The organism is Streptomyces sp. NPDC047042, assembly GCF_040644035.1.
GTDB lineage: Bacteria > Actinomycetota > Actinomycetes > Streptomycetales > Streptomycetaceae > Streptomyces.
In genome coordinates, this window is sequence record NZ_JBEYVP010000027.1 from 93,258 (window position 1) to 118,204 (window position 24,947).

At 71.0% G+C, this 24,947-nt stretch carries 24 protein-coding genes and 1 riboswitch; of the genes, 17 read left to right on the forward strand and 7 right to left on the reverse strand.

Going from position 1 to position 24,947, the window contains the following annotated elements; translation table 11 throughout:
• The first annotated feature begins 59 nt into the window (after positions 1–59).
• Positions 60–1,757, forward strand: a complete 1,698-nt coding sequence (locus ABZ855_RS29605) for an NAD(P)/FAD-dependent oxidoreductase (RefSeq protein WP_360811962.1) — start codon at positions 60–62, stop codon at positions 1,755–1,757.
• A gap of 24 nt (positions 1,758–1,781) precedes the next feature.
• Here the strand turns inward: ABZ855_RS29605 and ABZ855_RS29610 are convergent, their stop codons facing one another.
• Both ABZ855_RS29610 and ABZ855_RS29615 read right to left on the reverse strand, forming a co-directional pair.
• Positions 1,782–2,711, reverse strand: coding sequence for an LLM class F420-dependent oxidoreductase (locus tag ABZ855_RS29610; protein ID WP_360811964.1), 930 nt, complete (start codon positions 2,709–2,711; stop codon positions 1,782–1,784).
• A gap of 118 nt (positions 2,712–2,829) precedes the next feature.
• Positions 2,830–3,504: a DUF5995 family protein gene (locus tag ABZ855_RS29615; RefSeq protein ID WP_360811966.1), complete on the reverse strand. Its 675-nt coding sequence runs from the start codon at positions 3,502–3,504 to the stop codon at positions 2,830–2,832.
• Positions 3,505–3,679: 175 nt separating this feature from the next.
• Between ABZ855_RS29615 and ABZ855_RS29620 the strand changes: the two genes are divergently transcribed.
• Together ABZ855_RS29620 and ABZ855_RS29625 are read left to right on the forward strand one after the other, a co-directional pair.
• Positions 3,680–4,840 carry a glycoside hydrolase family 6 protein gene (locus ABZ855_RS29620; protein WP_360812081.1) on the forward strand — a complete coding sequence of 387 codons (1,161 nt, stop codon included), beginning with the start codon at positions 3,680–3,682 and terminating at the stop codon, positions 4,838–4,840.
• A gap of 95 nt (positions 4,841–4,935) precedes the next feature.
• Positions 4,936–5,403 carry a thioesterase family protein gene (locus tag ABZ855_RS29625; RefSeq protein WP_360811968.1) on the forward strand — a complete coding sequence of 156 codons (468 nt, stop codon included), beginning with the start codon at positions 4,936–4,938 and terminating at the stop codon, positions 5,401–5,403.
• On the opposite strand, the gene ABZ855_RS29630 is transcribed toward ABZ855_RS29625, so the two are convergent.
• On the reverse strand, positions 5,363–6,574 hold the full coding sequence (locus ABZ855_RS29630; RefSeq protein WP_360811970.1) for an MFS transporter: 1,212 nt from the start codon (positions 6,572–6,574) through the stop codon (positions 5,363–5,365). The genes ABZ855_RS29625 and ABZ855_RS29630 overlap by 41 nt on opposite strands.
• Positions 6,575–6,725: 151 nt before the next feature.
• On the opposite strand from ABZ855_RS29630, the gene ABZ855_RS29635 reads away from it, so the two are divergent.
• From ABZ855_RS29635 to ABZ855_RS29680, 10 genes are all read left to right on the forward strand, one after another.
• The gene (locus ABZ855_RS29635; protein ID WP_360811972.1) at positions 6,726–7,919 is read left to right on the forward strand and encodes an ROK family transcriptional regulator; all 1,194 of its coding nucleotides are present in this window, start codon (positions 6,726–6,728) and stop codon (positions 7,917–7,919) included.
• Positions 7,920–8,142: 223 nt separating this feature from the next.
• Positions 8,143–8,278: riboswitch (FMN riboswitch) on the forward strand.
• Between the two features lie 147 nt (positions 8,279–8,425).
• Positions 8,426–9,055 carry a riboflavin synthase gene (locus ABZ855_RS29640; protein ID WP_360811974.1) on the forward strand — a complete coding sequence of 210 codons (630 nt, stop codon included), beginning with the start codon at positions 8,426–8,428 and terminating at the stop codon, positions 9,053–9,055.
• Positions 9,052–9,693, forward strand: a complete 642-nt coding sequence (pnuC, locus tag ABZ855_RS29645; RefSeq protein WP_360811976.1) for a nicotinamide riboside transporter PnuC — start codon at positions 9,052–9,054, stop codon at positions 9,691–9,693. Before ABZ855_RS29640 ends, pnuC begins: the two co-directional genes overlap by 4 nt.
• On the forward strand, positions 9,690–10,985 hold the full coding sequence (locus ABZ855_RS29650; protein ID WP_360811978.1) for a bifunctional 3,4-dihydroxy-2-butanone-4-phosphate synthase/GTP cyclohydrolase II: 1,296 nt from the start codon (positions 9,690–9,692) through the stop codon (positions 10,983–10,985). Before pnuC ends, ABZ855_RS29650 begins: the two co-directional genes overlap by 4 nt.
• A 28-nt stretch (positions 10,986–11,013) precedes the next feature.
• The gene (gene ribH / locus ABZ855_RS29655) at positions 11,014–11,499 is read left to right on the forward strand and encodes a 6,7-dimethyl-8-ribityllumazine synthase (protein ID WP_360811980.1); all 486 of its coding nucleotides are present in this window, start codon (positions 11,014–11,016) and stop codon (positions 11,497–11,499) included.
• Positions 11,500–11,533: 34 nt separating this feature from the next.
• Positions 11,534–11,806: a phosphoribosyl-ATP diphosphatase gene (locus tag ABZ855_RS29660; RefSeq protein ID WP_006378313.1), complete on the forward strand. Its 273-nt coding sequence runs from the start codon at positions 11,534–11,536 to the stop codon at positions 11,804–11,806.
• A gap of 61 nt (positions 11,807–11,867) precedes the next feature.
• Positions 11,868–12,725, forward strand: a complete 858-nt coding sequence (gene hisG, locus ABZ855_RS29665) for an ATP phosphoribosyltransferase (RefSeq protein ID WP_360811982.1) — start codon at positions 11,868–11,870, stop codon at positions 12,723–12,725.
• 64 nt (positions 12,726–12,789) lie between these two features.
• Complete coding sequence (locus tag ABZ855_RS29670; protein ID WP_319208453.1) at positions 12,790–13,272, forward strand: PH domain-containing protein; 483 nt, start codon at positions 12,790–12,792, stop codon at positions 13,270–13,272.
• 201 nt (positions 13,273–13,473) lie between these two features.
• The gene (locus tag ABZ855_RS29675) at positions 13,474–14,898 is read left to right on the forward strand and encodes a hemolysin family protein (RefSeq protein ID WP_360811984.1); all 1,425 of its coding nucleotides are present in this window, start codon (positions 13,474–13,476) and stop codon (positions 14,896–14,898) included.
• Entirely contained in the window at positions 14,895–15,980 is a 1,086-nt protein-coding gene (locus ABZ855_RS29680) for a hemolysin family protein (RefSeq protein WP_360811986.1), read from the forward strand. Before ABZ855_RS29675 ends, ABZ855_RS29680 begins: the two co-directional genes overlap by 4 nt.
• A 278-nt stretch (positions 15,981–16,258) precedes the next feature.
• On the opposite strand, the gene ABZ855_RS29685 is transcribed toward ABZ855_RS29680, so the two are convergent.
• Positions 16,259–18,124 (reverse strand): AAA family ATPase, encoded by a 1,866-nt coding sequence (locus ABZ855_RS29685; RefSeq protein WP_360811988.1) that lies wholly within the window; start codon positions 18,122–18,124, stop codon positions 16,259–16,261.
• Positions 18,125–18,555: 431 nt separating this feature from the next.
• Positions 18,556–19,176 carry a hypothetical protein gene (locus ABZ855_RS29690; protein WP_360812083.1) on the reverse strand — a complete coding sequence of 207 codons (621 nt, stop codon included), beginning with the start codon at positions 19,174–19,176 and terminating at the stop codon, positions 18,556–18,558.
• Positions 19,177–19,397: 221 nt separating this feature from the next.
• Here ABZ855_RS29690 and ABZ855_RS29695 point away from each other — a divergent pair, with 221 nt between their 5' ends.
• The 3 genes from ABZ855_RS29695 to ABZ855_RS29705 all read left to right on the forward strand — a co-directional run bounded on the left by ABZ855_RS29695 (position 19,398) and on the right by ABZ855_RS29705 (position 21,847).
• On the forward strand, positions 19,398–20,762 hold the full coding sequence (locus tag ABZ855_RS29695) for a peptidase C39 family protein (protein ID WP_360811990.1): 1,365 nt from the start codon (positions 19,398–19,400) through the stop codon (positions 20,760–20,762).
• Between the two features lie 163 nt (positions 20,763–20,925).
• Positions 20,926–21,069: an SCO1431 family membrane protein gene (locus tag ABZ855_RS29700; protein ID WP_360811992.1), complete on the forward strand. Its 144-nt coding sequence runs from the start codon at positions 20,926–20,928 to the stop codon at positions 21,067–21,069.
• 118 nt (positions 21,070–21,187) lie between these two features.
• On the forward strand, positions 21,188–21,847 hold the full coding sequence (locus tag ABZ855_RS29705; protein WP_360811993.1) for a TetR/AcrR family transcriptional regulator: 660 nt from the start codon (positions 21,188–21,190) through the stop codon (positions 21,845–21,847).
• Positions 21,848–21,901: 54 nt separating this feature from the next.
• Here the strand turns inward: ABZ855_RS29705 and ABZ855_RS29710 are convergent, their stop codons facing one another.
• Complete coding sequence (locus ABZ855_RS29710; protein WP_360811995.1) at positions 21,902–23,152, reverse strand: glycoside hydrolase family 18 protein; 1,251 nt, start codon at positions 23,150–23,152, stop codon at positions 21,902–21,904.
• Positions 23,153–23,474: 322 nt separating this feature from the next.
• Here ABZ855_RS29710 and ABZ855_RS29715 point away from each other — a divergent pair, with 322 nt between their 5' ends.
• Complete coding sequence (locus tag ABZ855_RS29715; RefSeq protein WP_360811997.1) at positions 23,475–24,647, forward strand: acyl-CoA dehydrogenase family protein; 1,173 nt, start codon at positions 23,475–23,477, stop codon at positions 24,645–24,647.
• Here the strand turns inward: ABZ855_RS29715 and ABZ855_RS29720 are convergent.
• Positions 24,610–24,903 carry a hypothetical protein gene (locus ABZ855_RS29720; protein WP_360811999.1) on the reverse strand — a complete coding sequence of 98 codons (294 nt, stop codon included), beginning with the start codon at positions 24,901–24,903 and terminating at the stop codon, positions 24,610–24,612. The genes ABZ855_RS29715 and ABZ855_RS29720 overlap by 38 nt on opposite strands.
• Positions 24,904–24,947: the final 44 nt, after the last annotated feature.

Below are 24,947 nucleotides of genomic sequence, written 5' to 3' on the forward strand. Positions count from 1 at the left end.
CCCTTTTCCCTTTCCCCCCGCTCACCTCACCTGTTCCGCCCGCAAGGAGTCCGTACCCCATGACGTCCACGGTGCCCACCGCCGTCCAGCACGCCGACGCGCAGCAGCCGCCGATCACCATGTTCGGGCCGGACTTCCCCTACGCGTACGACGACTTCCTCGCCCACCCGGCCGGCCTCGGGCAGATTCCCGCGACCGAGCACGGCACGGAGGTCGCGGTCATCGGCGGCGGGCTGTCGGGGATCGTCGCCGCGTACGAGCTGATGAAGATGGGCCTCAAGCCCGTTGTGTACGAGGCCGACCGGATCGGCGGGCGGCTGCGGACCGTCGGGTTCGACGGCTGCGACCCCTCCCTCACCGCCGAGATGGGCGCGATGCGCTTCCCGCCCTCCTCCACCGCCCTCCAGCACTACATCGACCTGGTGGACCTGGAGACCCGGCCGTTCCCCAATCCCCTTGCCCAGTGCACCCCTTCGACCGTCGTCGACCTCAAGGGCGAGTCGCACTACGCGGAGACGGTCGACGACCTGCCGCAGGTCTACCGCGATGTGGCCGAGGCCTGGAGCAAGTGCCTCGAAGAAGGTGCCGACTTCTCCGACATGAACCGGGCCCTGCGTGAGCGTGACGTCCCGCGCATCCGCGAGATCTGGGCGCGGCTCGTCGAGAAGCTCGACAACCAGACCTTCTACGGCTTCCTCTGCGACTCCGAGGCATTCAAGTCCTTCCGGCACCGCGAGATCTTCGGCCAGGTCGGCTTCGGCACGGGAGGCTGGGACACCGACTTCCCCAACTCGATCCTGGAGATCCTGCGGGTCGTCTACACCGAGGCCGACGACCACCACCGGGGCATCGTGGGCGGCAGCCAGCAGCTGCCGCTGCGGCTCTGGGAACGCGAGCCCGGGAAGATCGTCCACTGGCCGTACGGGACCTCCCTCGCTGCCCTGCACGTGAACGGCGTACCGCGCCCGGCCGTGACGCGTCTGCATCGCACCGCCGGCAACCGGATCACCGTCACGGACGCGGGCGGCGACATCCGTACGTACCCGGCGGCGATCTTCACCGCCCAGTCCTGGATGCTGCTCTCGAAGATCGCCTGCGACGACTCGCTCTTCCCGATCGACCACTGGACCGCCATCGAGCGCACCCACTACATGGAGAGCTCCAAGCTCTTCGTGCCCGTCGACCGGCCCTTCTGGCTCGACAAGGACGAGGTGACCGGGCGGGACGTGATGTCCATGACCCTCACCGACCGTATGACGCGCGGGACTTACCTCCTCGACGACGGTCCGGACCGGCCCGCCGTCATCTGTCTCTCGTACACCTGGTGCGACGACAGCCTCAAGTGGCTGCCGCTGTCCGCGAACGAGCGGATGGAGGTCATGCTGAAGTCGCTCGGCGAGATCTATCCGAAGGTCGACATCCGGAAGCACATCATCGGCAGCCCGGTCACCGTGTCCTGGGAGAACGAGCCCTACTTCATGGGCGCGTTCAAGGCCAACCTGCCCGGTCACTACCGTTACCAGCGGCGCCTGTTCACGCACTTCATGCAGGACCGGCTGCCCGCCGACAAGCGTGGGCTGTTCCTCGCCGGTGACGACATCTCGTGGACCGCGGGCTGGGCCGAGGGCGCCGTCCAGACCGCGCTGAACGCGGTCTGGGGCGTCATGCACCAGTTCGGCGGGACCACCGATCCGACCAACCCCGGCCCCGGTGACGTCTACGACGAGATCGCGCCCGTCGAACTCCCCGAGGACTGAGTGCGGTTCGGGAGCTGAGAGCGATCAGATTCCGGCCGCCCGTGCCGCCTCGTACAACTCGGCGGCCAGGTCCTTGAGTTCGGCCGCGTTCCGCGCGGCGTCGCCGAACTCGAAGAAGAACTCGTCGAGGCCGATCTCGGCGTGGGCGGCGAGGTCCGTCACGATCTGGTCGACGCTGCCCTGGAAGGGCCGGCGGTCGGCGCCGTCGTACGCCTTCGCCGTGTAGGTGAGGTTCACCCGTACCACCGTCTCGATCGGCCTGGTGCGGCCCTTCTCGGCGGCGAAGTCCTTCACCTGCCGCCACTGGGCGGCGAGTTGCTCGGCGCCCGAGGCGATGGGGTGCCAGCCGTCGCCGCGTTCGACGAGACGCGTCAGGGACTTCTTGCTGAAGGCGGGCAGGAGTATCGGGATCGGCCGGGCGGGCTTCGGGCCGACCACGGCCGACGCCATCTTCGTCAGGTGGCCGTCGAAGCTGACCGGGTCCGGGCCCCAGACCGCCCGGCACACATCGAGGACCTCGTCCAGGACCTGGCCGCGCTCGGCGAACGGGGCCACCCCGGCGGCGGCGTACTCGTCGAGGGACCAGCCCGTGCCGAAGCCCGCCACCACGCGGCCGCCGCTCGCCGCGTCCAATGTGCCGAGCATGCGGGCCAGTTGGAAGGGGCCGTGCAGCGGGGCGACCAGCACGCTGGTGCCGAGGCGGGCGCGCTCGGTGGCCGCGACGGCCAGCGTCAGCGTCACCAGCGGCTCGGCGACATTGCGGTAGGTGTCGGGCCAGGGGACGCCCTCCATGCCGTACAGGCCCTGGGTGGCGGGCTCCGGGAACAGTGCGCGTTCGAACACCCAGAGGCTTTCGTAGCCGATCCGTTCGGCCTCGCGTGCCACGTCCGGCACGTCCCGTCCTATGTCGTACTGGCTTGCTTGCGGTAGACCCAGACCCAGCCGGACGGCCATGCTCGTGCTCCTTCGCGAGAGATCTCCTGGAGATCGCAAGAGGTCAAGAGGTGCTGTCGCCGTCGAACGTACAACGTTCATCCAGTTGTGGCGGAGGCCCTGCGCGGGAGTGGCCGGATCAGTCCGGCAGCGGGGTGAGGAGCATGCGGCTCGCGAAGCCGACCGCCGCGTCGAGCCGGTCGGTGAACTCCTCGGCGACATCGGGCAGTCGGCGCAGTGCCCAGAGTGCGCGGGCGGCGGTCCAGGTGGCGGCCCGGGCCCGTTCCATGCTCCACGCGCCGAGCAGGTGGGTGAGCGGATCGGCGATCTGGAGCAGGTCGGGACCCGGCATCAGCTCTTCGCGGAGGCGCTCCTCCAGCGAGACGAGTAGATCGCCCACCTGCTCGAACTCGTCCTCCAGATCGGCCGGTTCGCAGTCGAGCGTACGACAGGAGTCCACCACGGCGAGCGCCAGATCGTGCCCGATGTGCGCATTGATGCCCGCGAGCGCGAACTGCACCGGCCGTACGCCCGGATGACGGCGGAACTGCAGCAGCGGGCGCCAGCACGCGGGCGCGTGGCCGTCCTCGGCGACCCGCAGATACAGCTCGGCGAACCGCACATCCAGGGTGATCGCGGCCTCAGGGTCCGGGAACGCGCCGGCCTCCAGGCGCCGGTCGAAGGCCTCCGTCACCGCGAGGTAGACACGGTTGAAGACCGCCAGCCCGTCGCGCGGCGGCAGTTGGGCGTCCAGCGCGCGCATCCGCGAGACGACACGGTCGACGGGAGTGGTGAACTGTTCCAATTGCACCATGAAGGCAGGGTCCCAGTCCTAGGCTGGCGCACGTGCCGCCGGGCCGGACGCTTACCCAGAACGGGGGAACGCGCCCGCCGCGGCAGAGGAGGGGGAACAGTACGTGTCAGGCTCGCGCGCCCAGCGCCTGGCCGCGCGCCGGGCCGAACGCAGGCGCGCCGCCCGGCGTTCCGTCATGGTCGCCGCCGCCTCGGTGGTGGTCGCCCTCGGCACCGCCACCGGGCTGCTCTCCGCGCTCGACGACAACGGCGGCGCCAAACTCGACGCGGCCGAACTCGAGGTGACCGGCTCACCCCTGCTCGCCCCGCTGCCGGCCGTGTCCCTGTCGCCGGTCTCCCCGCCGCCGAGCGCCGCCAAGTCCCCGTCCCCGTCCGCCCGTACGACGGAGCCGAGAAGGCCGAGCCGTACGCCGACACCCTCGCCCACGAGGACGGAGCCCGCGCCGGAGCCGAAGCGGGCGCCCGTCCCCGTGTCCCCCCGCCTCTACCGCAACCCCGACTCCCAGGTCCTCGACTGGGTCCGCGCCAACCGTGACGATCCGCGCCGCCCTGTCATCGAGGCGGAGATCGCCGACCGTCCGGCGGCGGTCTGGTTCGCCGACTTCTCGCCCTCGACGATCGCCTCCCGGGTCCGCGCGGTCACCGCCGGCGCGGCGGGCGCCGGCCGGGTCCCCGTCCTCGTGCCGTACGCCGTGCCCGACCGCGACTGCGGCGGCGCTTCCCAGGGCGGCGCACCCGACCTCGGCGCGTACGACGGCTGGATCGACGCGTTCGCGGCGGGCCTCGGCTCCGGCGAGGTCATCGTGATCCTGGAGCCGGACGCGGTCGCCCTGTCCGACTGCCTGTCCCCGGCGCGGCGAGCCGCCCGGTTCGCCTCACTGGCCCGCGCGGGCCGCGCCCTCAAGTCCGCCAACCCCAACGCCCGCGTCTACTACGACGCGGGCCACTCCGGCTGGAACCCCCCGGCCAAGCAGGCGGCCCTGCTCCGCCAGGCGGGCGCCGCCTCGGCCGCGTCCTCCGACGGCGTCTTCAGCAACGTCTCCAACTTCCACCGCACCGACGACGAGATCGCCTACGACCGACAGGTCCTCGACGCCCTCGGCGGCCCCGCGAGCCTCGGTGCCGTGATCGACACCAGCCGCAACGGCAACGGCGCCCCACCCGACGGCGAGTGGTGCGACCCGGCCGGCCGGAAACTCGGGCGGGCGCCGACCACGAACACCGGTGAGGCGCGGATCGACGCCTACCTCTGGGTCAAGCTGCCGGGGGAGTCGGACGGCTGCAAGGGCACGCCGGGCACGTTCACCGCGTCGTACGCCTACGACCTGGCGCGTTGAGCGGCCCGGAGGGTGAATCTGAGCGTGCGCTTAGGATGAGGGCGCGCAGGTAGCTGCACCCACCACTCACCCCGTACGCCCCAGGAGTCCCGCCCGTGACCGCCGAAGCCCCGACCGCCCCCGCCGTCCCCGACGGCTCGTACGGGCGTCTGATACCCGTCACCGTCCACTTCGACGACCTCGACTCCCTCGGCATGCTCCACAACGCCCGCTACCCGCTGCTGGTGGAGCGGGCCTGGAACGAGCTGTGGCACGGGTACGGCTTCACCTTCGAGGGCGACTGGGCGGCGGCCGGGGACTTCTGCAACGTGGTCAGGGAACTGGTCATCGGCTACGAGGCACCGGTCGACCGGCCCGGCGCCTACGCCGTGCACCTGTGGCTGGACCGCCTCGGCACCACCGGCCTCACCTACGGCTTCCGGTTCTGCTCGGCCGACGGGGGGACGACGTACGCCCGTGGCACCCGGGTGCTGGTCCGGCTCGACGCGGGGACCCTGCGGCCCACCTCGTGGAGCGACCGGTTCAGGGCCTGCGCTCAGGCACTGCTGCGCTCGGCGGACTGATCTTCGCCCGGTCCCTGTCGGCGGTACGCAGCACCCCCGCGAACCCGGCCAGCCCGCCCGCCAACACCGTGACCAGCCCGAACGACACCACCAGGCTGGTCGCCTGGGCCAGCGTCCCGATCGCGCTCGGCGCGACCAGGCCCGAGGTGTACGTGATGGTGGCGACGCCCGCTATGGCCTGACTGGGGTTGGGGCCGCTGCGGCCCGCCGCCGCGAAGCAGAGCGGGACGACCACGGCGATGCCCAGACCGAGCAGTCCGAAGCCGGTCATCGCCACGGCGGGCTGTTCGGCGACCACGATGAGCACACCGCCGAGCACGGCGAGCACGCCGCCGGCGCGTACCGTGCGCACCGCGCCGAAACGGTTCACCACGGCGTCCCCGATGAGCCGCGCCACCGCCATCGTCAGCATGAAACCGGTCGTGGAAGCCGCCGCCAGACCGTCCGAGGTGCCCAGCTCGTCCCGCAGATAGACCGCCGACCAGTCCAGGCTCGCGCCCTCCGCGAACACCGCGCAGAACCCGATGGCGCCGATCAGCAGCGCGGACCTGGGCGGCAGCGCGAACCTCGGAGGCGGCTCCTCGTCCTCGGTGGGGCGCAGATCCAGTACCCAGTGGCAGGCGGCCAGGCCGAGGACGGTGAGGGTCGCCGCCGCGAGCGCGTGATGGAGGCGCGCGTCCGAACCCAGATGCGCGGCGAGGGTGCCGCCCGCCGCGCCGATCAGAGCGCCCGCACTCCACATGCCGTGCAGGCCGGACATGATCGACTTGCCCAGCCGGTTCTCGATCTCCACCCCCAGCGCGTTCATCGCGACGTCCGCCATGCCCGCGGAGGCGCCGTAGACGAACAGGGCGAGGCAGAGCGTGAGGAGGTTGGGGGCCAGGGACGGCAGGACCAGTGCCAGGGTCCAGAACGCGATCAGCCCGCGCAGCGCCGTACGGGCGCCGAAGCGGTGGCTGACGCGGCCCGCGAGCGGCATCGCCAGGGACGCGCCGAGCGCGGGGAACGCCAGCGCGAGCCCCAGCTGACCCGCGCTGACCGAGGCGTGGTCCTGGATCCACGGCACCCGGGTCGCGAACGAGCCGGTGACGGCGCCGTGCACGGCGAAGACCGCGGCCACGGCGTACCGGGCCCGCTTCACCACGTCTCGTTCGTACAGCACTGCACTCATTCTGCGGGCCCCTCCCCGGGTCTGCTGCTCGCTGGGTCGCGGAGCCTGTGCCGCGCGCCGCCGTAAACTATCAGGAACCCTGCCTGATAGATAGCGGGATATCGGCCGTCCCGCGGCGGGAGCGGCCCCGCCGATCTGGAAGGATCTCGCCATGCCCGCATCCCCGAGCACCGCCCGGGCCATCAACGACCGGCTCGCCCTGCGTCTGCTCCAGCAGGAAGGCCCGTTGGCGGCAGGGCAGTTGAAACAGCTGACCGGCCTGTCCCGCCCCACGGTCGCCGACCTCGTCGAGCGCCTCACCGCCGCCGGACTGATCGCGGTCGTGGGGGAGTCTGGGGAGCAGCGGCGAGGCCCGAACGCGAAGGTGTACGGGATCGTCGCCGGCCTCGCCCACCTGGCCGCCGTCGATGTCCGTACCGAGGGCGTCTCCGTGGCCGTGACCGACGTGGTGGGCGAGGTGCTGGCCGAGGCGTCCGTGCCCATCGGCGACGACACCGGCACCGGCCCCGCCGTGGAACAGGCGGTCGCCCTCGTCGAGCGGGTCGCCAAGGAGGCCGGGGCCGAACAACTGCACACCGTCGGGATCGGTGCCCCCGGTCTGATCGACCCGGCGACCGGTGAGCTCCGGGACACCGGAGGACTGCCCGTGTGGCACCGCAGGCTGGTGTCGGCGGTCCAGGAACGGCTCCCCGACACCCGCGTGATCGTCGAGAACGAGACCAACCTCGCCGCCCTCGCCGAGCAGCGCGAGGGCGCGGCCCGCGACCGGGACACCTTCGTGCTGCTGTGGCTCGGCCACGGCACCGGCGCGGCCGTGGTCCTCGACGGCGCCCTGCGCCGGGGGGCCTCCGGCGGGACCGGCGAGATCGGCTTCCTGCCGGTGCCCGGGACAAGACGGCTCCCCTCGGCCACGGAGTGCGAGGGCGGCTTCCACTCCCTCGCCGCGGCGTCGCCCATCGCCCAACTGGCGGGCGCGCAGGGCCTGGTGGTCACCCCCGAGGCGCACGAGCCCTACGCGGCCACCCTCGTCCGGGCCGCCGTGGCTACGCCCGACGCCCCGGCGCACGCCCGGTTCCTCGACATCGTCGCCGACCGCGTCGTCATCGGTGCCGCGTCCGTCGTCGCCGTCCTGGATCCGGGGTGCGTGGTGCTGGGAGGTGAGGTCGGCCGGGCCGGCGGTGATGTGCTCGCCGCCCGTGTCGAGGAACGGCTCGCCCGTCTGTCCCCCCTCCCGGCGGAGGTGCGCGCGAGCACGCTGGGCGGTGGCGGGGTGTTGCGCGGGGCGTTGCTGACGGCCCGGGAGCGCGCCCAGGAGGTGCTGTTCGGGGGCGCCGCGGCCACCTGAGCGGAAGAGCGGGAGGGCGGGCGAGGGGCCGGCGGCGGGCAAGGGCCGTCGTCACCGCCGCCGGTCCGGCACAGACGCTAGGAGGTCCGGAGCATGACGGTCAATAGGTATGGACCAATCGCATGGCCGGATCGTCCCCCGCTGACCGGGACTTGTGAGCGAGTCCACACAACTCACCCGCATGGAGTACGACCCGGCGTGGCACACTGGCCTTTAACAGAAGCAGCGCACTCCGGGGTCGGTGAAAGTCCGAACCGGCGGTTATAGTCCGCGACCCGTCCGCTTGTTTTTCGGCGGCCGGTTGACCAGGTGGAATTCCTGGACCGACGGTTAAAGTCCGGATGGGAGGCAGTGCGCGGCGGGCGGGCATTCGTGCGCGCCGCCGTACCGCTCGGCCATGGGTCGAGCTCCGTCCGGCGTCGCTCCCGGTGTTCCTGCCCGTTCAGAGCTGTCGTCATCGACAGGCCCCGGAGTCCGTGCCCGAAGAGGCAGGGAGGACCCGGGAAGTGTTCACCGGAATCGTCGAAGAGCTGGGCGAAGTCACGGCCGTCGAAAACCTCGGCGATGCCTCCCGCTTCCGGCTCCGTGGCCCCGTGGTCACCGAAGGCGCCCGCCACGGCGACTCCATCGCCGTCAACGGCGTGTGTCTCACGGTCGTCGAACACGAGGGCGACGAATTCACCGCCGACGTCATGGCGGAGACCCTCGACCGCTCCAGCCTGGGCGTCCTCGCCGTCGGCTCGCGGGTCAACCTCGAACGCCCCATGGCCCTGGGCGCCCGCCTCGGTGGCCACATCGTGCAGGGCCACGTCGACGGCACGGGCACGGTTCTCGAACGCAAGCCGTCCGAGAACTGGGAGATCGTCAAGATCTCACTCCCCGCCGACCTCACCCGCTATGTCGTCGAGAAGGGTTCCATCACCGTCGACGGCATCAGCCTCACCGTCGTCGACGCGGGCCCGGACTACTTCTCCGTCAGCCTCATCCCCACCACCCTCGACCTGACCACGCTCGGCCGCAAGCAGCCCGGCGACCCGGTCAACCTCGAGGTCGACGTCATCGCCAAGTACGTCGAGCGACTGCTCGGCGCGCAGGGGGCACCGGGAGCACTGGACACGCGAGGGGACGCGAAGTGAACTGGCTGAACAAGGAGGCGTTCACGCTCCTCGACCAGCACATCCTCTGGTCGGACATGATCGGCAACGTCCTCGGCCTGATCGCCCTCGCCCTCGGCTGGCGCCGCTCCATCCTGAGCTGGCCCGTGCAGTTCCTGTCCGGCCTCGTCCTCTTCGGCGCCTTCTACGGCCACCTCACCGGCAGCGCCGGCAAGCAGGTCGTCGTCATGCTCGTGGCCGGCTACGGCTGGTGGCAGTGGAACCGGAACAAGGGGCAGGGCAAGGACGGTCACATCACCCCGCGCTTCGCCACCTGGCGCGAACGTGCCGCCATGATCGGCGCCGCCGCCCTCGGCACGGTCGCCGTGGCGCTGCTCTTCAAGGCCTACCCGAGCCTGTCCTGGGACCCTTGGCCCGACGCCTACATCTTCGTCGGCACCATCGTCGCCATGTACGCCCAGGCGCGCGGCATGGTCGAGTTCTGGTTCGCCTGGCTCCTCGTCGACCTCGTCGGCGTCCCCCTCAACTTCGCCAACGGCTACGCCTTCTCCGGCTTCGTCTACGTCATCTACGGCGCGCTCGTCCTGTGGGGCATGCGCGACTGGTGGCTGCGCTCCCGCAAGGAGACGCGGCCCGTCCTGGAAGGAGCGCCCGCATGACCACGGCACCGATCCTGTACAGCACCGACAACATCGAGGACTGGTCCCTCGACCCGATCGAGCAGGCCATCGCGGACATCGCCGCCGGGCGTCCGGTCGTGGTCGTCGACGACGAGGACCGGGAGAACGAGGGCGACCTCGTCATCGCCGCCGAGAAGGCGACCCCCGAGATCGTCGCCTTCATGATGAGCGAGTGCCGTGGGCTCATCTGCGCCCCCATGGAGAGCGACGAGCTCGACAGGCTCCGGCTGCCGCAGATGGTCGACGACAACACCGAGTCGATGAAAACCGCGTTCACAGTCTCGGTCGACGCCTCGGCCGCTCACGGTGTGAGCACCGGTATCTCCGCCTCCGACCGGGCCACCACGCTTCAGCTCCTCGCGGGCGGCGTCGCCGGTGCCGACGACTTCGTCCGCCCCGGCCACATCTTCCCGCTGCGCGCCAGGTCGGGCGGTGTGCTGGTCCGCAACGGCCACACCGAGGCCGCCGTCGACCTCGCCCGCCTCGCGGGGCTGCGGCCGGCCGGCGCCATCGTGGAGATCGCCGGCGAGGACGGCCGTATGCTGCGCCTGCCCGAGCTGATCCCCTTCGCCCGCAAGCACGGTCTGACGATCATCTCCATCGAGGACCTGGTCGCCTACCGCAAGAGCGCCGAACCCACCGTCCGGCGGGAGGCCGAGACCCGGCTCCCCACCGCCTTCGGCACGTTCACGGCGTACGGCTACCGCTCCACCGTCGACGGCGTCGAGCACATCGCCCTCGTCCACGGCGAGATCGGCGCCGACGACGGCGAGGACGTCCTGGTCCGCGTCCACTCCGAATGCCTCACCGGCGACGTCTTCCACTCCCTGCGCTGCGACTGCGGCCCCCAGCTGGAGACCTCCCTCGAACGCATCCGGGACGAGGGCCGGGGAGTCGTCGTCTACCTGCGCGGCCACGAGGGACGCGGCATCGGACTGCTGTCCAAGCTCCGGGCGTACGAGCTTCAGGAGCAGGGCCGCGACACCCTCGACGCCAACCTGGAGCTCGGCCTGCCCGCCGACGCCCGGGACTACGGCGCCGGCGCGCAGATACTCCAGGACCTCGGTGTCCGCAGCGTGCGCCTGATGACGAACAACCCCGACAAGACCGACGCGCTCGTCCGCCACGGCCTCAAGGTCACCGGCCGCGAGCCGATGCCGGTACAGGCGGGCGAGCACAACCTCCGCTACCTGCGCACCAAGCGGGACCGGATGGGACACGACCTGCCCTGGCTGGACACGGCCCCCGTGTCCCCGTGCGGCAACCAGTAACCAGCGATCACAGAGGAGAGACGAGAACGTGAGCGGCAAGGGCGCACCCGAACTGTCCGTACGCAACTGCGCCGACCTGCGGGTCGCGGTCATCGCGGCGCAGTGGCACGAGAAGGTGATGGACGGTCTGGTGGACGGCGCCCTGCGCGCCCTGCACGACCTGGGCATCGACGAGCCGACCCTGCTGAGGGTCCCCGGCAGCTGGGAACTCCCGGTCGTCGCCAAGGTCCTGGCCGGCCGGGGCTACGACGCGATCGTGGCGCTCGGCGTCGTCATCCGGGGTGGCACCCCCCACTTCGAGTACGTGTGCCAGGGCGTCACCCAGGGCCTCACCCAGGTCTCGGTCGACACCGGCGTCCCCGTCGGCATGGGCATGCTGACCTGCGACACGGAGGAACAGGCCCTCGACCGCGCGGGCATCGAGGGCTCCAACGAGGACAAGGGGCACGAGGCGGTGACGGCAGCGGTGGCGACCGCGGCCACCCTCCGCTCAGTATCTGAACCGTGGAGGTAGGGCGGCCGGCACAACGCGTAAAGTGAACGTCACCATGTCCAATAAGACGTTCGAGGAGCTCTTCACCGAGCTCCAGCACAAGGCCGCCACGGGCGACCCCGCCACTTCCCGCACCGCAGAACTGGTCGGCAAGGGCGTCCATGCCATCGGCAAGAAGGTCGTAGAAGAGGCCGCCGAGGTATGGATGGCCGCCGAGTACGAGGGGAAGGAAGCAGCCGCCGAGGAGATCTCGCAGCTGCTCTACCACGTCCAGGTGATGATGGTCGCCCGCGGAATCTCGCTGGACGACGTGTACGCCCACCTGTAGGTCCCGCCCCGCCCGCACCACCCTCACGTCCCGCACACCACACACAAAGGAAGCCGACCTCATGCTGCGCATCGCCGTCCCCAACAAGGGTTCCCTGTCAGGCCCCGCGTCGGCGATGCTGCATGAGGCCGGCTACCAGCAGCGCCGCGAGTCCAAGGAGCTGCGGATCGTCGACCCGGAGAACGAGGTCGAGTTCTTCTACCTCCGCCCCCGCGACATCGCGATCTACGTCTCCTCCGGCCGCCTCGACATCGGCATCACCGGCCGCGACCTGCTCATCGACTCCGGCGCCAACGCCGAGGAGATCCTTCCGCTCGGCTTCGCCCGCTCCACCTTCCGCTTCGCCGGCAAGCCCGGCACCGCGACCGGTATCGAGGACCTGGCCGGTCTGACCGTCGCCACCTCCTACGAGGGGATCGTGGCCAAGCACCTCGCCGACCACGGCGTGGACGCCTCCGTCGTCCACCTCGACGGCGCCGTCGAGACTGCGATCGAGCTCGGTGTCGCCGAGGTCATCGCGGACGTCGTCGAGACGGGCACCTCACTGCGCAACGCGGGCCTCGAGGTGTTCGGCGAGCCCATCACGAAGTCCGAGGCGATCGTCATCCGCCGCGTCGGAGCGGAGGCGGACGAGACTGCTGAGTCGAAGGTTCAGCAGTTCCTGCGCCGCCTCCAGGGCGTCCTCGTCGCCCGGACGTACGTGATGATGGACTACGACTGCCGCGTGGAGCAGCTGGAGAAGGCCGTCGCCCTGACCCCGGGTCTGGAGTCGCCGACCGTCTCGCCGCTGCACAACGAGGGCTGGGTCGCCGTCCGCGCGATGGTCCCGTCCAAGGAGGCCCAGCGGATCATGGACGACCTGTACGACCTCGGCGCGCGCGCCATCCTGACCACGGCCATCCACGCCTGCCGCCTCTGAGACACCGGAAGCGACTGGGACACGGGAAGCGACCGACACCGTGAGCGACAGGGACCGTACGCCGATGCAGGACCAGCCCACCGCACCCGTTCCGCCGGCGCTGCCCGCGCTGCCCGTCACCTTCCGGCCGGGCCGGACCCGGGCCGTGCTGGGCACCGCGAGCGTCGCGATCTTCGTCGTCATCACGACGATCGCGCTGCTCCTGGAGAAGCTCAGCCCGGGGGAGCGCCTCAGCTTCGTCTTCACCGGCGCCCTGCTGTCCTCGGTGCTTCTGCTGCTGTCCCGGCCGAAGGTGGTCGCCGACGAGGCCGGGGTCACCGTCGTCAACATCGCGAGCAAACGGCGCCTGGACTGGGCGGAGATCCTCCGGGTGAACCTCCGTCCGGGCGACCCGTGGGTCTTCCTCGACCTCAGCGACGGTACGAGTCTGCCCGCGCTCGGCATCCAGCCCGGCATCGCCAAACAGCGCGCCATCGAGGACGCGCGCACCCTGCGGGCGCTCACCGAGGCGCGGTCCGCGGGCGACCCCGAGCAAGATCAGGGCTGACTCAGGGACGTCCACCCTGCCGCACAGGGCCATGTCTTGATTAATCTGTTGGCGGAGGCGTTTCCACGCGCCTCCGCCACTGATGCTCCCCCCGGTCTTCAGAGGCCCCCTGCTACCCGAGGAGTGACTCCCTCCAGCGATGGACGGATCGTCCTGTAGTACCTGCGCCGCCCCCTTCCGACATATCGAGGCGGCGGCATCATGACCACCCCCTTGCTGCTCCTCGGAGCCGCATTCCTGCTGATCCTGGCCAACGGCTTCTTCGTCGCCGCCGAGTTCGGCCTTGTCACGGTCGAGCGTCCGGACGCCGAGAAGGCCGCCGCCGAGGGAGACAGACGAGCCCGCACGGTCGTCGACTCCCTCAAGGAGCTGTCCTTCCAGCTCTCCGGCACCCAGCTCGGGATCACCATCACCTCCCTCGTCGTGGGCATGCTCGCCGAGCCGGCGCTCGCCGAGCTGCTGCACGGCCCGTTCACCGCGATCGGCATCCCCGAGGGCGCCGCCTCCGGTGTCGCCGTCGTCGTCGGCATGCTGCTGGCGGCCGCTGTGCAGATGGTGATCGGCGAACTCGTGCCCAAGAACTGGGCGGTCTCCAAGCCGATGCAGGTCGCCCGCTTCGTGGCCGGCCCGCAGCACGCCTTCTCCCGGCTCTTCCGCCCGGTGATCGCCGGGCTCAACGCCGTGGCCAACCGGCTGGTCCGCGCCCTGGGCGTGGAACCCGCCGAGGAGCTGGCCTCGGCCCGCACCCCCGGCGAACTGGTCTCCCTGGCCCGGCACTCGGCACAGGCCGGCGCGCTGGAACAGGACACCGCGGACCTCTTCGTCCGGACGCTGTCGCTGGGCGAGCTGACCGCGCAGCACATCATGACCCCGCGCGTGCGGGTCAGCGCGCTGCAGTCGTCGGCCACCGCCGAGGACGTCGTCAACCTGACCAGGGCCACCGGTCTGTCCCGCTTCCCGGTCTACCGGGAGCGGATCGACGAGATCGTCGGCATGGTCCACCTCAAGGACGCCCTCGCGGTGCCCGCGGCCGACCGGCTGCGCACCCCCGCGGGCCGGATCGCCAAGCCGCCGCTGCTGGTCCCGGAGACGCTCCCCGTGCAGCCACTGCTCGAACTGCTGCGCAGCCAGCAGCCCATCGCCGTCGTCGTCGACGAGTACGGCGGTACGGCGGGCGTGGTCACCCTGGAGGACATCGTCGAGGAACTCGTCGGCGAGGTCCACGACGAGCACGACGACGTGCTCAACGAACCGACCGAACTCGCCGCCGCCCCGGCCGAGGACGGCCACCCCGCCTGGGACGCCGACGGCAGCTGCCGCGTCGACATCCTCCAGCGCATAGGCCTCGACGTGCCCGAGGGCCCGTACGAGACGGTCGCCGGCCTCGTCGCCGACCTGCTGGGCCGTATCCCGGTCCCCGGCGACCGGGCCGAGCTGCCGGGCTGGCGCCTCTCGGTCCGCCAGGTCGGCCACTACCGCGCCGAACGGGTACGGCTGATCAGGATCCCGGACAGCACAGAGAACAGCGCGGACACCGGCACGGACACCGGCACCGGCACCGGCACCGGCGCTGACAGCGCCGACGGCGCGAAGACGGCGGATCTCGCGGTGGAGGCGGCCCGATGAGCGTGCTCCAACTCCTCTTCGCCCTCCTCCTCGTGCTCGCCAACGGCTTCTTCGTGGGCGCCGAGTTCGCCCTCGTGTCCGTCCGCCGCAGCCAGATCGAACCGCTCGGCACCGCGCGGGCCCGCCAGGTGCTGTACGGCCTGGAACGGCTCCCGCAGATGATGGCCGCCGCCCAGTTCGGCATCACCGTCTGCTCGCTGACCCTGGGCGCGGTCGCCGAACCGACCGTGGCCCACCTGCTGGAACCGGTCTTCGAGGCGGCCCACCTGCCCGAGGGCATGATCCACCCGCTGGGCTATGTCATCGCCCTCGCACTGGTGGTCTTCCTCCATCTGGTCATCGGGGAGATGCTCCCGAAGAACCTGGCGATGGCGGCGCCCGAGAAGACGGCGCTGTGGCTGAGCCCGGGCCTGGTGGCCTTCGCCCGCCTGTGCGGGCCGGTCACGGTGGGGCTCGGTGCGTGCGCCCGGCTCGTCCTGAAGCTCTTCCGCGTCGAGCCCAAGGACGAGGTCGAGGCGGTCTTCACCAGCGAACAGCTCAACCGCCTGGTGGAGGACGCCGGCCAGGCCGGACTGCTCGACCCCGGCGAGCAGGAACGACTCGAGGACGCGCTGGAACTGGGCTCCCGCCCGGTCACCGACGTCCTCCTCGACCGCGAGTCCCTGGTGACGGTGGGTCCTTCGGTCACCCCGGGGCAGGTGGTCGCCCTCACCGCCCGCACGGGTTACTCCCGTTTCCCGGTGGTCGCGGACAACGGCGCCTTCATGGGCTACCTGCACGTGAAGGACGTACTGGACCTGGAGGACTCCGAACGGGCGGTGCCGCAGCACATCTGGCGCTCCATGACGACGCTGCGCTCCGAACTCCCGCTGGACGACGCGCTGACGGTGATGCGCCGGGCGGCGACGCATCTCGCCCAGGTGGCGGACGGCTCGGGTCGGGTGATCGGCCTGGTGGCGATGGAGGACGTGCTGGAACTGCTGGTGGGCGAGGTACGGGACCCGGCACACCGCCAGGTACCTCCGGTGGTTCAGGTGGGGGAACCTCGGGCGGAGGTGCAGTCGGAGGTGTTGGCGAGCTGATGCGTTGTGGGCGCGGGGGGTTCGCCTTCGACTGCGGCCCCGGTGGGGGCTGGTCGCGCAGTTCCCCGCGCCCCTGAAGACTCCGTCCGTCCCGATCCGCTTGGCTGCCGGCCGGTGGGGGCTGGTCGCGCAGTTCCCCGCGCCCCTGAAAGACCCGGCCGTCCCGGCCGCCCAGTCTGCGGGCATGCGTGCCGCCTGGGGCGGCACGGGTGGGCGCAGGCGGCGCCCCGTTGGCGCCGGGCTGCGCGAACCCGCCCCCTACCTGCGCTCACCTCCGCTCACAGGGCTGACGGGTCCTGGGGGCCCCGGCCCGACAGGACCTCGCCGTAGGCCTGCATCAGGTCCGGCAGGCGTAGTGTCGACAAGTCGTCGCGGGTCAGCATCCCGGGATACACCGACAGCCGCAGATCCCGGTACGCACAGCTCTTCTCGTACAACGTCCGCAGGAACCGCCCGTTGCCCAGCTCGTCGATCCACCCCTGGTCCACCACATGCCCGGCGATCGAGCGCAGCTCGTCCAGCGCCTCCTCGTCCCACACGTCCCCGTTCTCGGCGGCCAGCACCTCGCCGATCGAGGTGAGTTCGAGCGGCCGGTACGAGGGGAAGTCGACGCGGGTCGTGAAGCGGGACGACAGCCCGGGGTTGGCGGCGAGGAGCCGGTCCATGCCCTCCGGGTAGCCGGCCAGGATCACCACCAGGTGGTCCCGGTTGTCCTCGGCCCGCTTCAACAGCACCTGAAGGGCCTCGTCGCCGTACGCGTCGCCCTTGCCGTAACCGGAGTTGGAGAGCGAGTACGCTTCGTCGACGAACAGGACGCCCCCTATCGCCGAGTCGATCAGCTCGTTGGCCTTCACCGCCGTCTGGCCCAGATACTCGCCGACCAGGTCGGCCCGCTGCGCCTCCACCAGATGGTCGCCGCCGAGCAGCCCCAGCGCGTAGAACACCCGGCCGAGGATGCGTGCCACCGTCGTCTTGCCCGTGCCCGACGGGCCGGAGAAGACGAAGTGCCGCTTCGGCGGCTGGACCGGCAGCCCCTGCCCCGCCCGCAGCCGCGCCATGTTCAACTGGGCGGAGAGCGCCTTCACCTGGCGTTTGACCGGCTCCAGGCCCACCATGCGCTCCAGCTCGGCCAGCGCCTCCTCGAGCAGCCCGGGATCGGTCGGGCCGGTCGGCGGCGGCTGGACCGGGAGCGCCGCCTTCTCGCGCACCGAGTCGCTCGCGGACGGCAACGGGACCCCGGTCGCCGGGAGTTCGGGCTCCGAGAGCTTCAGATCGCGGCCCTCGCCGCCGAACAGGGGGTCGATGCCGTCCGGGCTCTCCAGCAGTTCCTGTCCGATCCCGGAGAGGGTGATCGCCGCGAGGTCGGCCGCCTCGTCGTACCCGTCGCCCTCGGAGATCGCGGCGAGCCGCGCCGAGGTGTCCATGAACGCGGCGTCCACGCGATGCACCGCCCGGTACAGGGGCAGCGCCGCCGCCGAGCGGCCCGTGCCCTCATGGGCCCGCGCCAGCCAGTACCGCAGTTCCTTGCGCTGCGGCTGCTCGCTGCGACAGCGCATCAGCGCCGCCGACAGCAGCGGCTCCGCCTGCCCGTACATCTCCAGGCGCACCCGGGCCATGCCGCCGAACAGACCCGCCTCGATGCCCAGCATCGCGTCGTTGATCAACGGGTCGGTGTTGCGGACCAGTTGCTCCCAGTCCTTGACGAGATAGGCGCGGCACGCGTGCAGGAACCGGACCTGCGGGTCCGTGTCCACCGGCGGCAGACCGGCCAACGCCCGGTCCAGTTCCGGCACATGGCGACCGTCCAGCCAGTGCGAGGCGTGCGCGAGCAGCAGATCGCGCGGGCTTTCCAGTACGGGCTGCACCCACCAGCCCAGCCAGTACCAGGAGTTGAGTGTCCGGCGATGGCGGGCGCGCTGCTCCCCGAAGCGCTCCCGGTGCCGGAACATCCGTAGCAGCGCGGTCGTCGTGTCGACGCGCAGCGCGTGCAGTCCGAGCCAGCCGTCGGCCATCCCGGGATCCATCCGCACCGCGGTGCGGAACTCCTCCTCCGCCTGCGGATAGGCGCCCATCGTGTAGGCGTCCACACCTCGCAGCCAGGCGAGGTCGGCCGGGGCCTCGGGGCCCTGCGTGCCGAAGTCCATCACGTCCCCCACAAACCGTGCCCCCGATTTGCCTCTCCGACGGGCCGGTGCCCGTCGGCAGCTTGGTCGAACCGCTGTGCCGCGGACGGGAGTTGCAACGGTGCGCAGAGCAGCCGTCCGAGTCGCACCGAGGGCATCGTACCTGCGCCGGAGGTGCCCGCAGGAGGGTGCCGCACAGGCCGTTTGACGAGGTGGGAGCATATGGGGCGCACACGGCGCGGTCACCCAGGGTGAACGAATGGCCCCTCGCGGCGGCCGGAAACCGGAATGCGGGCAGAACGAAGCCCCCGATCACGGGGGAACAACCGGGGGCTTCGCGACTGCGGGCGGCTCCGAATGGCCGCACATTGAGAACGTAAGTCCTGTACGGCTCACCGGTCAAGCCGAGTTGAGGCACTCGGACAAGTTGCGTGACAAGGGGCTTCACAAGTTCACCACACAGCGGATGGCCCGTCACCCTGAGTGAGATCCTGGTCTGATCCAACGGTCCCGTCGGGCCCCGGCAGCACCTGGTACCCCTCGTCGCACTGCCGTACCAGCAGGTCGGCGAACGGACGCGAGGGGTCCGCGGCGAAGTGCCGTCGTTCCGCGGCGACCCACCCGGCCCAGAACTCGCTCTGTTCCGCCCCGTCCCGCGACCGTCCTCGCGCCCAGGCCTCCTCGTCGGGCAGCTCCATCCACAACAGCCGCGCCAGGAACGGCCGTAGCGCGCGCCGCCCGGCTCCGACCCCCTCCACCAGCACCACCGGGGCGGCCGGCAGTGTCCTGGGCGGTCCGAAGCGCCGGGAGGTCCAGTCGTAGGGGGCGTAGGAGGCGTTCTCGCCGCGCCGAAGCGGTTCGATCACCTGGTTGGCCAGACGGGGTGTCCACGCGAACAGTTCGTCGTGGCTGGCGATGTCGTCGAGGTGCAGTACGGGTGCCCCGCCGAGGGCGGTGGCCAGCCGTCCGGCGAACGTGGTCTTCCCGGACCCCGCGTGGCCGTCGACGGCGATCAGGCGGACGGGGCCGCAGGACGGCGGCAGTCGGCGCAGGGTGCGAGCGAGGTCGTGGATGACGGTTCCCGGGGGCGCTGGAATTCGGACATATTGCCGGGATCATTCTAGGGACCGCCTGCGCGCCTGGCGCCCGCGTCCCAGGTCACGCCAATGGTCGAGACCAATATTCTGGGCGCGACGCGGCCCGAAGTGCTGGCATGAGCCGGTCACCGGCGGCCATAGTTGGCGAACGTCCGTGCACTGTCCCGCCCGTCCAGGACACCAGGGGGTCCCTCGCCATGAGCAGAGTCGAAGAGCCGTCCCGCAGAACCGTCCTCGCCGCGGCGGTCGTCGCCGCCGTCGCGGGCGGCGCGGGCCCGGCCACCGCCGACACCCCGGCGGCGACCGGCCGCGAGGTGGCCGCGGATACCGCTCGCCATGTCGACAACCGCGCGTGGGCCGCGTACACGGACTGGTGTGCCGGCACGGCCCAGGGCACCCGTGCCGTCGCCGGTGTGCGGCCCGGGCTGGTGATCGGTGTTCCGGCCGGCACGGTCGACTACACCGATCCGCACACCGGTACGACGGCGGCCTGGGAGTACGCGACCTGGACGTCCCCGGTGCACCGCCTCTCGGTGCCCTCCACCGAGGTCATCGCCTCCTGGAACGCGCGCACCCCGGCCGGCACCTGGCTCCAGGTCGAACTGACCGGCACGTACTCCGACGGCACCGCCGCCCCCTGGTACGTGATGGGCCGCTGGGCCTCCGGCGACCAGGACATCAGGCGGACCTCCGTCGACGACCAGACCGACGGCAAGAGCACCGTCTGGACAGACACCTTCGCCATCGACGACCCGGCCACGGGCCTGCGCCTGGTCTCGTACCGGCTGCGGCTGACCCTCCACCGCAAGCCGGGCACCACGGCCACCCCCACGGTCTGGCGGCTCGGCGCGATGGGCTCCGACGTCCCGGACCGCTTCACCGTCCCCGCCTCGGCACCCGGCCCGGCCGGGGAACTGATCGTCCCCCGGTACTCGCAGGAGATCCACACCGGCCAGTACCCCGAGTACGACAACGGCGGCGAGGCCTGGTGCAGCCCCACCTCCTCGCAGATGATCGTCGAATACTGGGGCCGGAAGCCCACGGCGCAGCAGCTGGCCTGGGTCGACCCGGCCTACGCCGACCCACAGGTGTGCCACGCGGCCCGCTTCACCTACGACTTCCAGTACGGCGGCTGCGGCAACTGGCCCTTCAACGCGGCCTACGCGGCGACCTACCCGGACCTCCAGGGCGTGGTCACCCGCCTTGAGTCGCTCAGCCAGCTGGAGACGCTGATCGCGGCCGGCATCCCGGCCATAACGTCCCAGTCGTTCCTCAAGACCGAGCTGACCGGGGCCGGTTACGGCACCTCCGGCCATCTGATGACCGTGATCGGCTTCACCGCCGACGGCGACGTGATCGCCAACGACCCCTTCTCGGCGACCAACGAGGCCGTGCGACGGGTCTACGCGAGGCGCGAGTGGGAGAACATCTGGTTGCGGACCAAGCGCTACAACGCGGCCGGCAAGGTCGTGTCCGGCACCGGCGGCGTCTGCTACCTGTACTTCCCGGCACGGCCGACCGCCGCCCAGCTCGCGGCCCTCGCTGCGGTGGGCGTGCGCTGAGCCGAAGAGAACCCCAAGACGTGTGCGCGGCCCCCGGGAGACCGGGGGCCGTCCGTTTTCAGGGCGATGTGACCAACGTCTCCGGCGTGAAAGCCCCGATGAATGGCAAGGTGGACAGAACGGTGGGGGGGAGTCCATCGCACATCGACCACAGCGAGATGCCATGACCGCGAGCACTGCCGCAGCCCCCGCGCGCACCCGTACCGGCGGCCCCCGAGAGGACGGCCCGAAGATCTTTGAGCACGTCATGGGCTGGACGTTCGTGATGGTGCTCGCCATGTTCGTCGTCCAGCTGGGCCTGCTCTGACCCGGTGCGACTGCCGCGAACCGGGCTCCGTCCCTGTCGATAAGAGTCGAACGTGCAGGTGGCTCCGGTCTGCCATACTTCGGATGTCCCGCCCGCAGTTGGAGACCAGGGCCCCAAATTGAACAGTAGTAGACAGCCTGCCGCCGAACGCCCGCGGGCGCGCAACACCGACCGCTCCCTGGCGCGTCGCGCCGAACTCATCGCCATCGGTCGGAAGCTGTTCGCCGACAGGTCGTACGACGCCCTGTCGATGGACGACATCGCACGTCAGGCGCAGGTCGCCAAGGGGCTCATCTACTACTACTTCCAGTCGAAGCGCGGCTACTACCTCGCCATCGTCGAGGACTCGGTCGCCGACCTGGTCAGCTTCGCGTCCAGCGGTCTCACCCACGCCCCCGTGGACCGGGTGCACCGCACCATGGACGCCTACCTGCGCTTCGCCGAGCACAACCAGGCCGCCTACCGCACGATCGTCAGCGGCGGCGTCGGCTTCGACGCCGAGGTGCAGGCCATCCGGGACGGGGTGCGCGAGGTGATCGTCGCGACCATCGCCGAGGGCGCCTACGGCAGAGGGGACATCGGCCCGCTGGCCCGCATGGGGCTGTTCGGCTGGGTGTGCAGCGTGGAGGGCGCCACCCTCGACTGGATCGACCGCCCCGTACTCTCCCGCGACATCATGCGCGAACTCCTCGTGAAGATGCTGGGCGGCGCCATGCGCGCCATCGAGGAACTCGACCCGGCGTACGTGACACCGGAGCCCGCCCGCCGGGACAACTGACGGCGCGGGGGCGAAGGCGCTCGGCCTCCGCCCCCAACCGCACTCCGGGTGCGCCTACTTGATCGCCCTGATCAGCTCACCGTTCGAGGTGTCGCCGCTCAGCTCCCAGAAGAAGGTGCCGCCAAGACCCTGCCGGTCCTTGTACGCCATCTTCGTGCCGATGGTCGCCGGGGTGTCGTAACTCCACCAGTCGCTCCCGCACTTGGCGTACGCGGTCCCGCCGACGGTGCCGGTCGCGGGGCACTTGGTCTTCAGCACCTTGTAGTCCTCGAAGCCCGCCTCGTACGTACCCGCCGCCGGACCGGTCGCCGTGCCGCCGGGCGCCGACTGTGTGACACCGGTCCAGCCACGCCCGTAGAAGCCGATACCGAGCAGCAGCTTCGAGGCCGGAATGCCGAGTCCCCTGAGCTTCGCGATGGTCGCCGAGGTGTAGTTGCCGGCCTGCGGGATGCCGGGGTACGAGTTCAGCGCCGAGTGCGGTGCCGTCGGACCGGTCGCCGCCCAGGCGCCGAAGTAGTCGTACGTCATCGGGTTGTACCAGTCGACGTACCTGGCCGCGCCCGCGTAGTCCGCCGCGTCGATCTTGCCGCCGGGGGAGGCGTCGGCGGTGATGGCCGCCGTGACCAGGTTGCCGGAGCCGAACTTCGCGCGCAGCGCCGCCATCACGTTCTTGAAGGCCGCCCTGCCGCTGGTGTCACAGGTGTTGCCGCACGCGTTCGGGTACTCCCAGTCGATGTCGATGCCGTCGAACACATCGGCCCACTGGGAGTTCTCGACCAGGTCGTAGCAGGACTTGGCGAACGCGGCCGGGTTCTGCGCGGCCTCGCCGAAACCGCTCGACCAGGTCCAACCACCGAACGACCAGAGGACCTTGAGCTTCGGGTGCTTCTTCTTCAGCTCGCGCAGCTGGTTGAAGTTGCCGCGCAACGGCTGGCTCGCGGTGTCGGCGACCCCGTCCACCGACTCGGCGGCGGTGTAGGCCCGGCCGGTCGCCGCGTCGGCGTCGCCCATCACGCACTTGCCGCCGGTGACGTTGCCGAAGGCGTAGTTGATGTGCGTCAGCCGGGCCGCCGAACCGGAGGTCTCGATGTTCTTGACGTAGTACTTGCGGTCGTAGGTGCCCCAATCGGTGAAGTAGCCGACGACCTTGGAACCGGCGGCTTTCGGAACGTGCGTGCCTTTCAACGCCGTCTGCGCGGCGGTCGCGGTACCCGCGCCGGCCAGCAGTCCGGCGCCGAGAACGGCACAACACGCGGCGGACACAAGCGCCTTGAAGTGGACGCGGGGGAGATGCGGTCGGTGCATGGAGCTGTCTCCTCGGATGGGAGGGGAGCGTGGGGGAGATGGTGTCAGGAACTGCGGGCACACTAAGAGGACTAGACCACTTCGGTCAATGGTTCGTACCAATTCCGCGGCTCGGCCGGTGCCCCGGGATGTGATCGAATAAACGCTCGTTAACCGGTGACGGGGTGCCGCCGATCGGGCATACTCGCAGCTCCACAGCCATTCGCCGACCGCTTCCGTGACCCGGAAGGGCCAGCATCGGCCGTGACCAGTGACACCGGTGGACGCCGCCCTACTCAGGCGCGCGTGTGCCGTCGCGCCCGACAGGGAGGAGAGCGTCGACATGCCCGAACACGCCCCGCAGCCGGTGGACCGGCAACTGCCCACGGACGAGGCCCGGGACCTGATCTCGCTCGTCCGTGACATCGCCGAGCGCGAGATCGCCCCCAGGGCGGCCGAGGAGGAGGAAGCCGGACGCTTCCCGCGCGAAGTGTTCGCCCTCCTCTCGGAGTCGGGGCTGCTGGGCCTCCCGTACTCCTCCGACCACGGCGGCGGCGATCAGCCGTACGAGGTCTATCTCCAGGTCGTCGAAGAACTCGCCGCCGCCCGCCTCACCGTCGGACTCGGCGTCAGTGTCCACACGTTGTCCTGCCACGCCCTCGCCGGATACGGCACCAAGGAGCAGCAGGCCGAACACCTGCCGGCGATGCTCGGCGGCGGCCTCCTCGGCGCGTACTGCCTCTCCGAACCCGCGGCCGGCTCCGACGCCGCCTCCCTGCGCACCAAGGCCGTCCGGGACGGCGACGACTGGGTGCTCACCGGCACCAAGGCCTGGATCACGCACGGCGGCATCGCCGACTTCTACACGGTCCTGGCGCGCACCGGCGAGGACGGCCCGCGCGGCATCACGGCGTTCCTGGCCCCCGCCGACGCGGCGGGGCTGAGCGCCGCGGCGCCGGAACGGAAGATGGGCCTCAAGGGCTCACCCACCGCGCAGGTCAACTTCGACGGGGTCCGGCTGGACGCCGGCCGGCGCATCGGCGAGGAGGGGCAGGGGTTCGCGATCGCACTGGCCGCGCTCGACTCGGGGCGCCTCGGCATCGCCGCCTGTGCGATCGGCCTGGCCCAGGCGGCACTTGACGAGGCGGTGGCCTACGCGACCGGGCGCAGGCAGTTCGGGCGGCCGATCTCCGACTTCCAGGGACTGCGCTTCCTGCTCGCCGACATGGCCACCCAGATCGAGGCGGGCCGCGCGCTGTATCTCGCGGCGGCACGGCTGCGTGACGCCGGCCGGCCGTTCGCCAAGCAGGCCGCCATGGCCAAACTCCTGTGCACCGACACGGCGATGAAGGTCACCACGGACGCCGTCCAGGTGCTCGGCGGCTACGGCTACACCGCGGACTTCCCCGTCGAGCGCTATATGCGCGAGGCCAAGGTCCTGCAGATCGTCGAGGGCACCAACCAGATCCAGCGGATGGTCATCGCCCGTCATCTCGTGGGCCCGGAGACGCGCTGAACGGGTCGGTCACGATCCCGAGCCCGACCGGCGGCGCCGCGAGCCGGACCCACTCCGGGTCGTGGCGCCCCGGCAGGGTGCGGCCACCGTCGGCCCAAGTGCGCAGCAGGGCACGGTAGATGGGCGGGTCGGACGGTGGCGCAGGCGGGTTCGGCCGACCTTGCTCGTACCGCCTCCGCGGAACCGATTCTGCCTGACCGGAGTCATAGAACCGACGCGGACGTCCCGGCGTCGCCGCGTACCTGGGGGTCGTCATGCCAGGGCAACGCGGTGACCCTCGGTCAGGTCACCGCGCGCGGG

Excerpts from the sequence above, each read along its gene's own strand:
- ABZ855_RS29720 (WP_360811999.1), bottom strand. The coding sequence starts at position 24,903 with ATGACGACCCCCAGGTACGCGGCGACGCCGGGACGTCCGCGTCGGTTC.
- ABZ855_RS29670 (WP_319208453.1), top strand. The coding sequence starts at position 12,790 with ATGCAGGACCAGCCCACCGCACCCGTTCCGCCGGCGCTGCCCGCGCTG.
- ABZ855_RS29680 (WP_360811986.1), top strand. The coding sequence starts at position 14,895 with ATGAGCGTGCTCCAACTCCTCTTCGCCCTCCTCCTCGTGCTCGCCAAC.
- ABZ855_RS29630 (WP_360811970.1), bottom strand. The coding sequence starts at position 6,574 with ATGAGTGCAGTGCTGTACGAACGAGACGTGGTGAAGCGGGCCCGGTAC.
- ABZ855_RS29635 (WP_360811972.1), top strand. The coding sequence starts at position 6,726 with ATGCCCGCATCCCCGAGCACCGCCCGGGCCATCAACGACCGGCTCGCC.
- ABZ855_RS29620 (WP_360812081.1), top strand. The coding sequence starts at position 3,680 with ATGGTCGCCGCCGCCTCGGTGGTGGTCGCCCTCGGCACCGCCACCGGG.
- ABZ855_RS29675 (WP_360811984.1), top strand. The coding sequence starts at position 13,474 with ATGACCACCCCCTTGCTGCTCCTCGGAGCCGCATTCCTGCTGATCCTG.
- ABZ855_RS29650 (WP_360811978.1), top strand. The coding sequence starts at position 9,690 with ATGACCACGGCACCGATCCTGTACAGCACCGACAACATCGAGGACTGG.
- ABZ855_RS29685 (WP_360811988.1), bottom strand. The coding sequence starts at position 18,124 with ATGGACTTCGGCACGCAGGGCCCCGAGGCCCCGGCCGACCTCGCCTGG.
- ABZ855_RS29610 (WP_360811964.1), bottom strand. The coding sequence starts at position 2,711 with ATGGCCGTCCGGCTGGGTCTGGGTCTACCGCAAGCAAGCCAGTACGAC.
- ABZ855_RS29605 (WP_360811962.1), top strand. The coding sequence starts at position 60 with ATGACGTCCACGGTGCCCACCGCCGTCCAGCACGCCGACGCGCAGCAG.
- ABZ855_RS29715 (WP_360811997.1), top strand. The coding sequence starts at position 23,475 with ATGCCCGAACACGCCCCGCAGCCGGTGGACCGGCAACTGCCCACGGAC.
- ABZ855_RS29700 (WP_360811992.1), top strand. The coding sequence starts at position 20,926 with ATGACCGCGAGCACTGCCGCAGCCCCCGCGCGCACCCGTACCGGCGGC.
- ABZ855_RS29660 (WP_006378313.1), top strand. The coding sequence starts at position 11,534 with ATGTCCAATAAGACGTTCGAGGAGCTCTTCACCGAGCTCCAGCACAAG.
- ABZ855_RS29695 (WP_360811990.1), top strand. The coding sequence starts at position 19,398 with ATGAGCAGAGTCGAAGAGCCGTCCCGCAGAACCGTCCTCGCCGCGGCG.
- hisG (WP_360811982.1), top strand. The coding sequence starts at position 11,868 with ATGCTGCGCATCGCCGTCCCCAACAAGGGTTCCCTGTCAGGCCCCGCG.
- ABZ855_RS29615 (WP_360811966.1), bottom strand. The coding sequence starts at position 3,504 with ATGGTGCAATTGGAACAGTTCACCACTCCCGTCGACCGTGTCGTCTCG.
- ABZ855_RS29710 (WP_360811995.1), bottom strand. The coding sequence starts at position 23,152 with ATGCACCGACCGCATCTCCCCCGCGTCCACTTCAAGGCGCTTGTGTCC.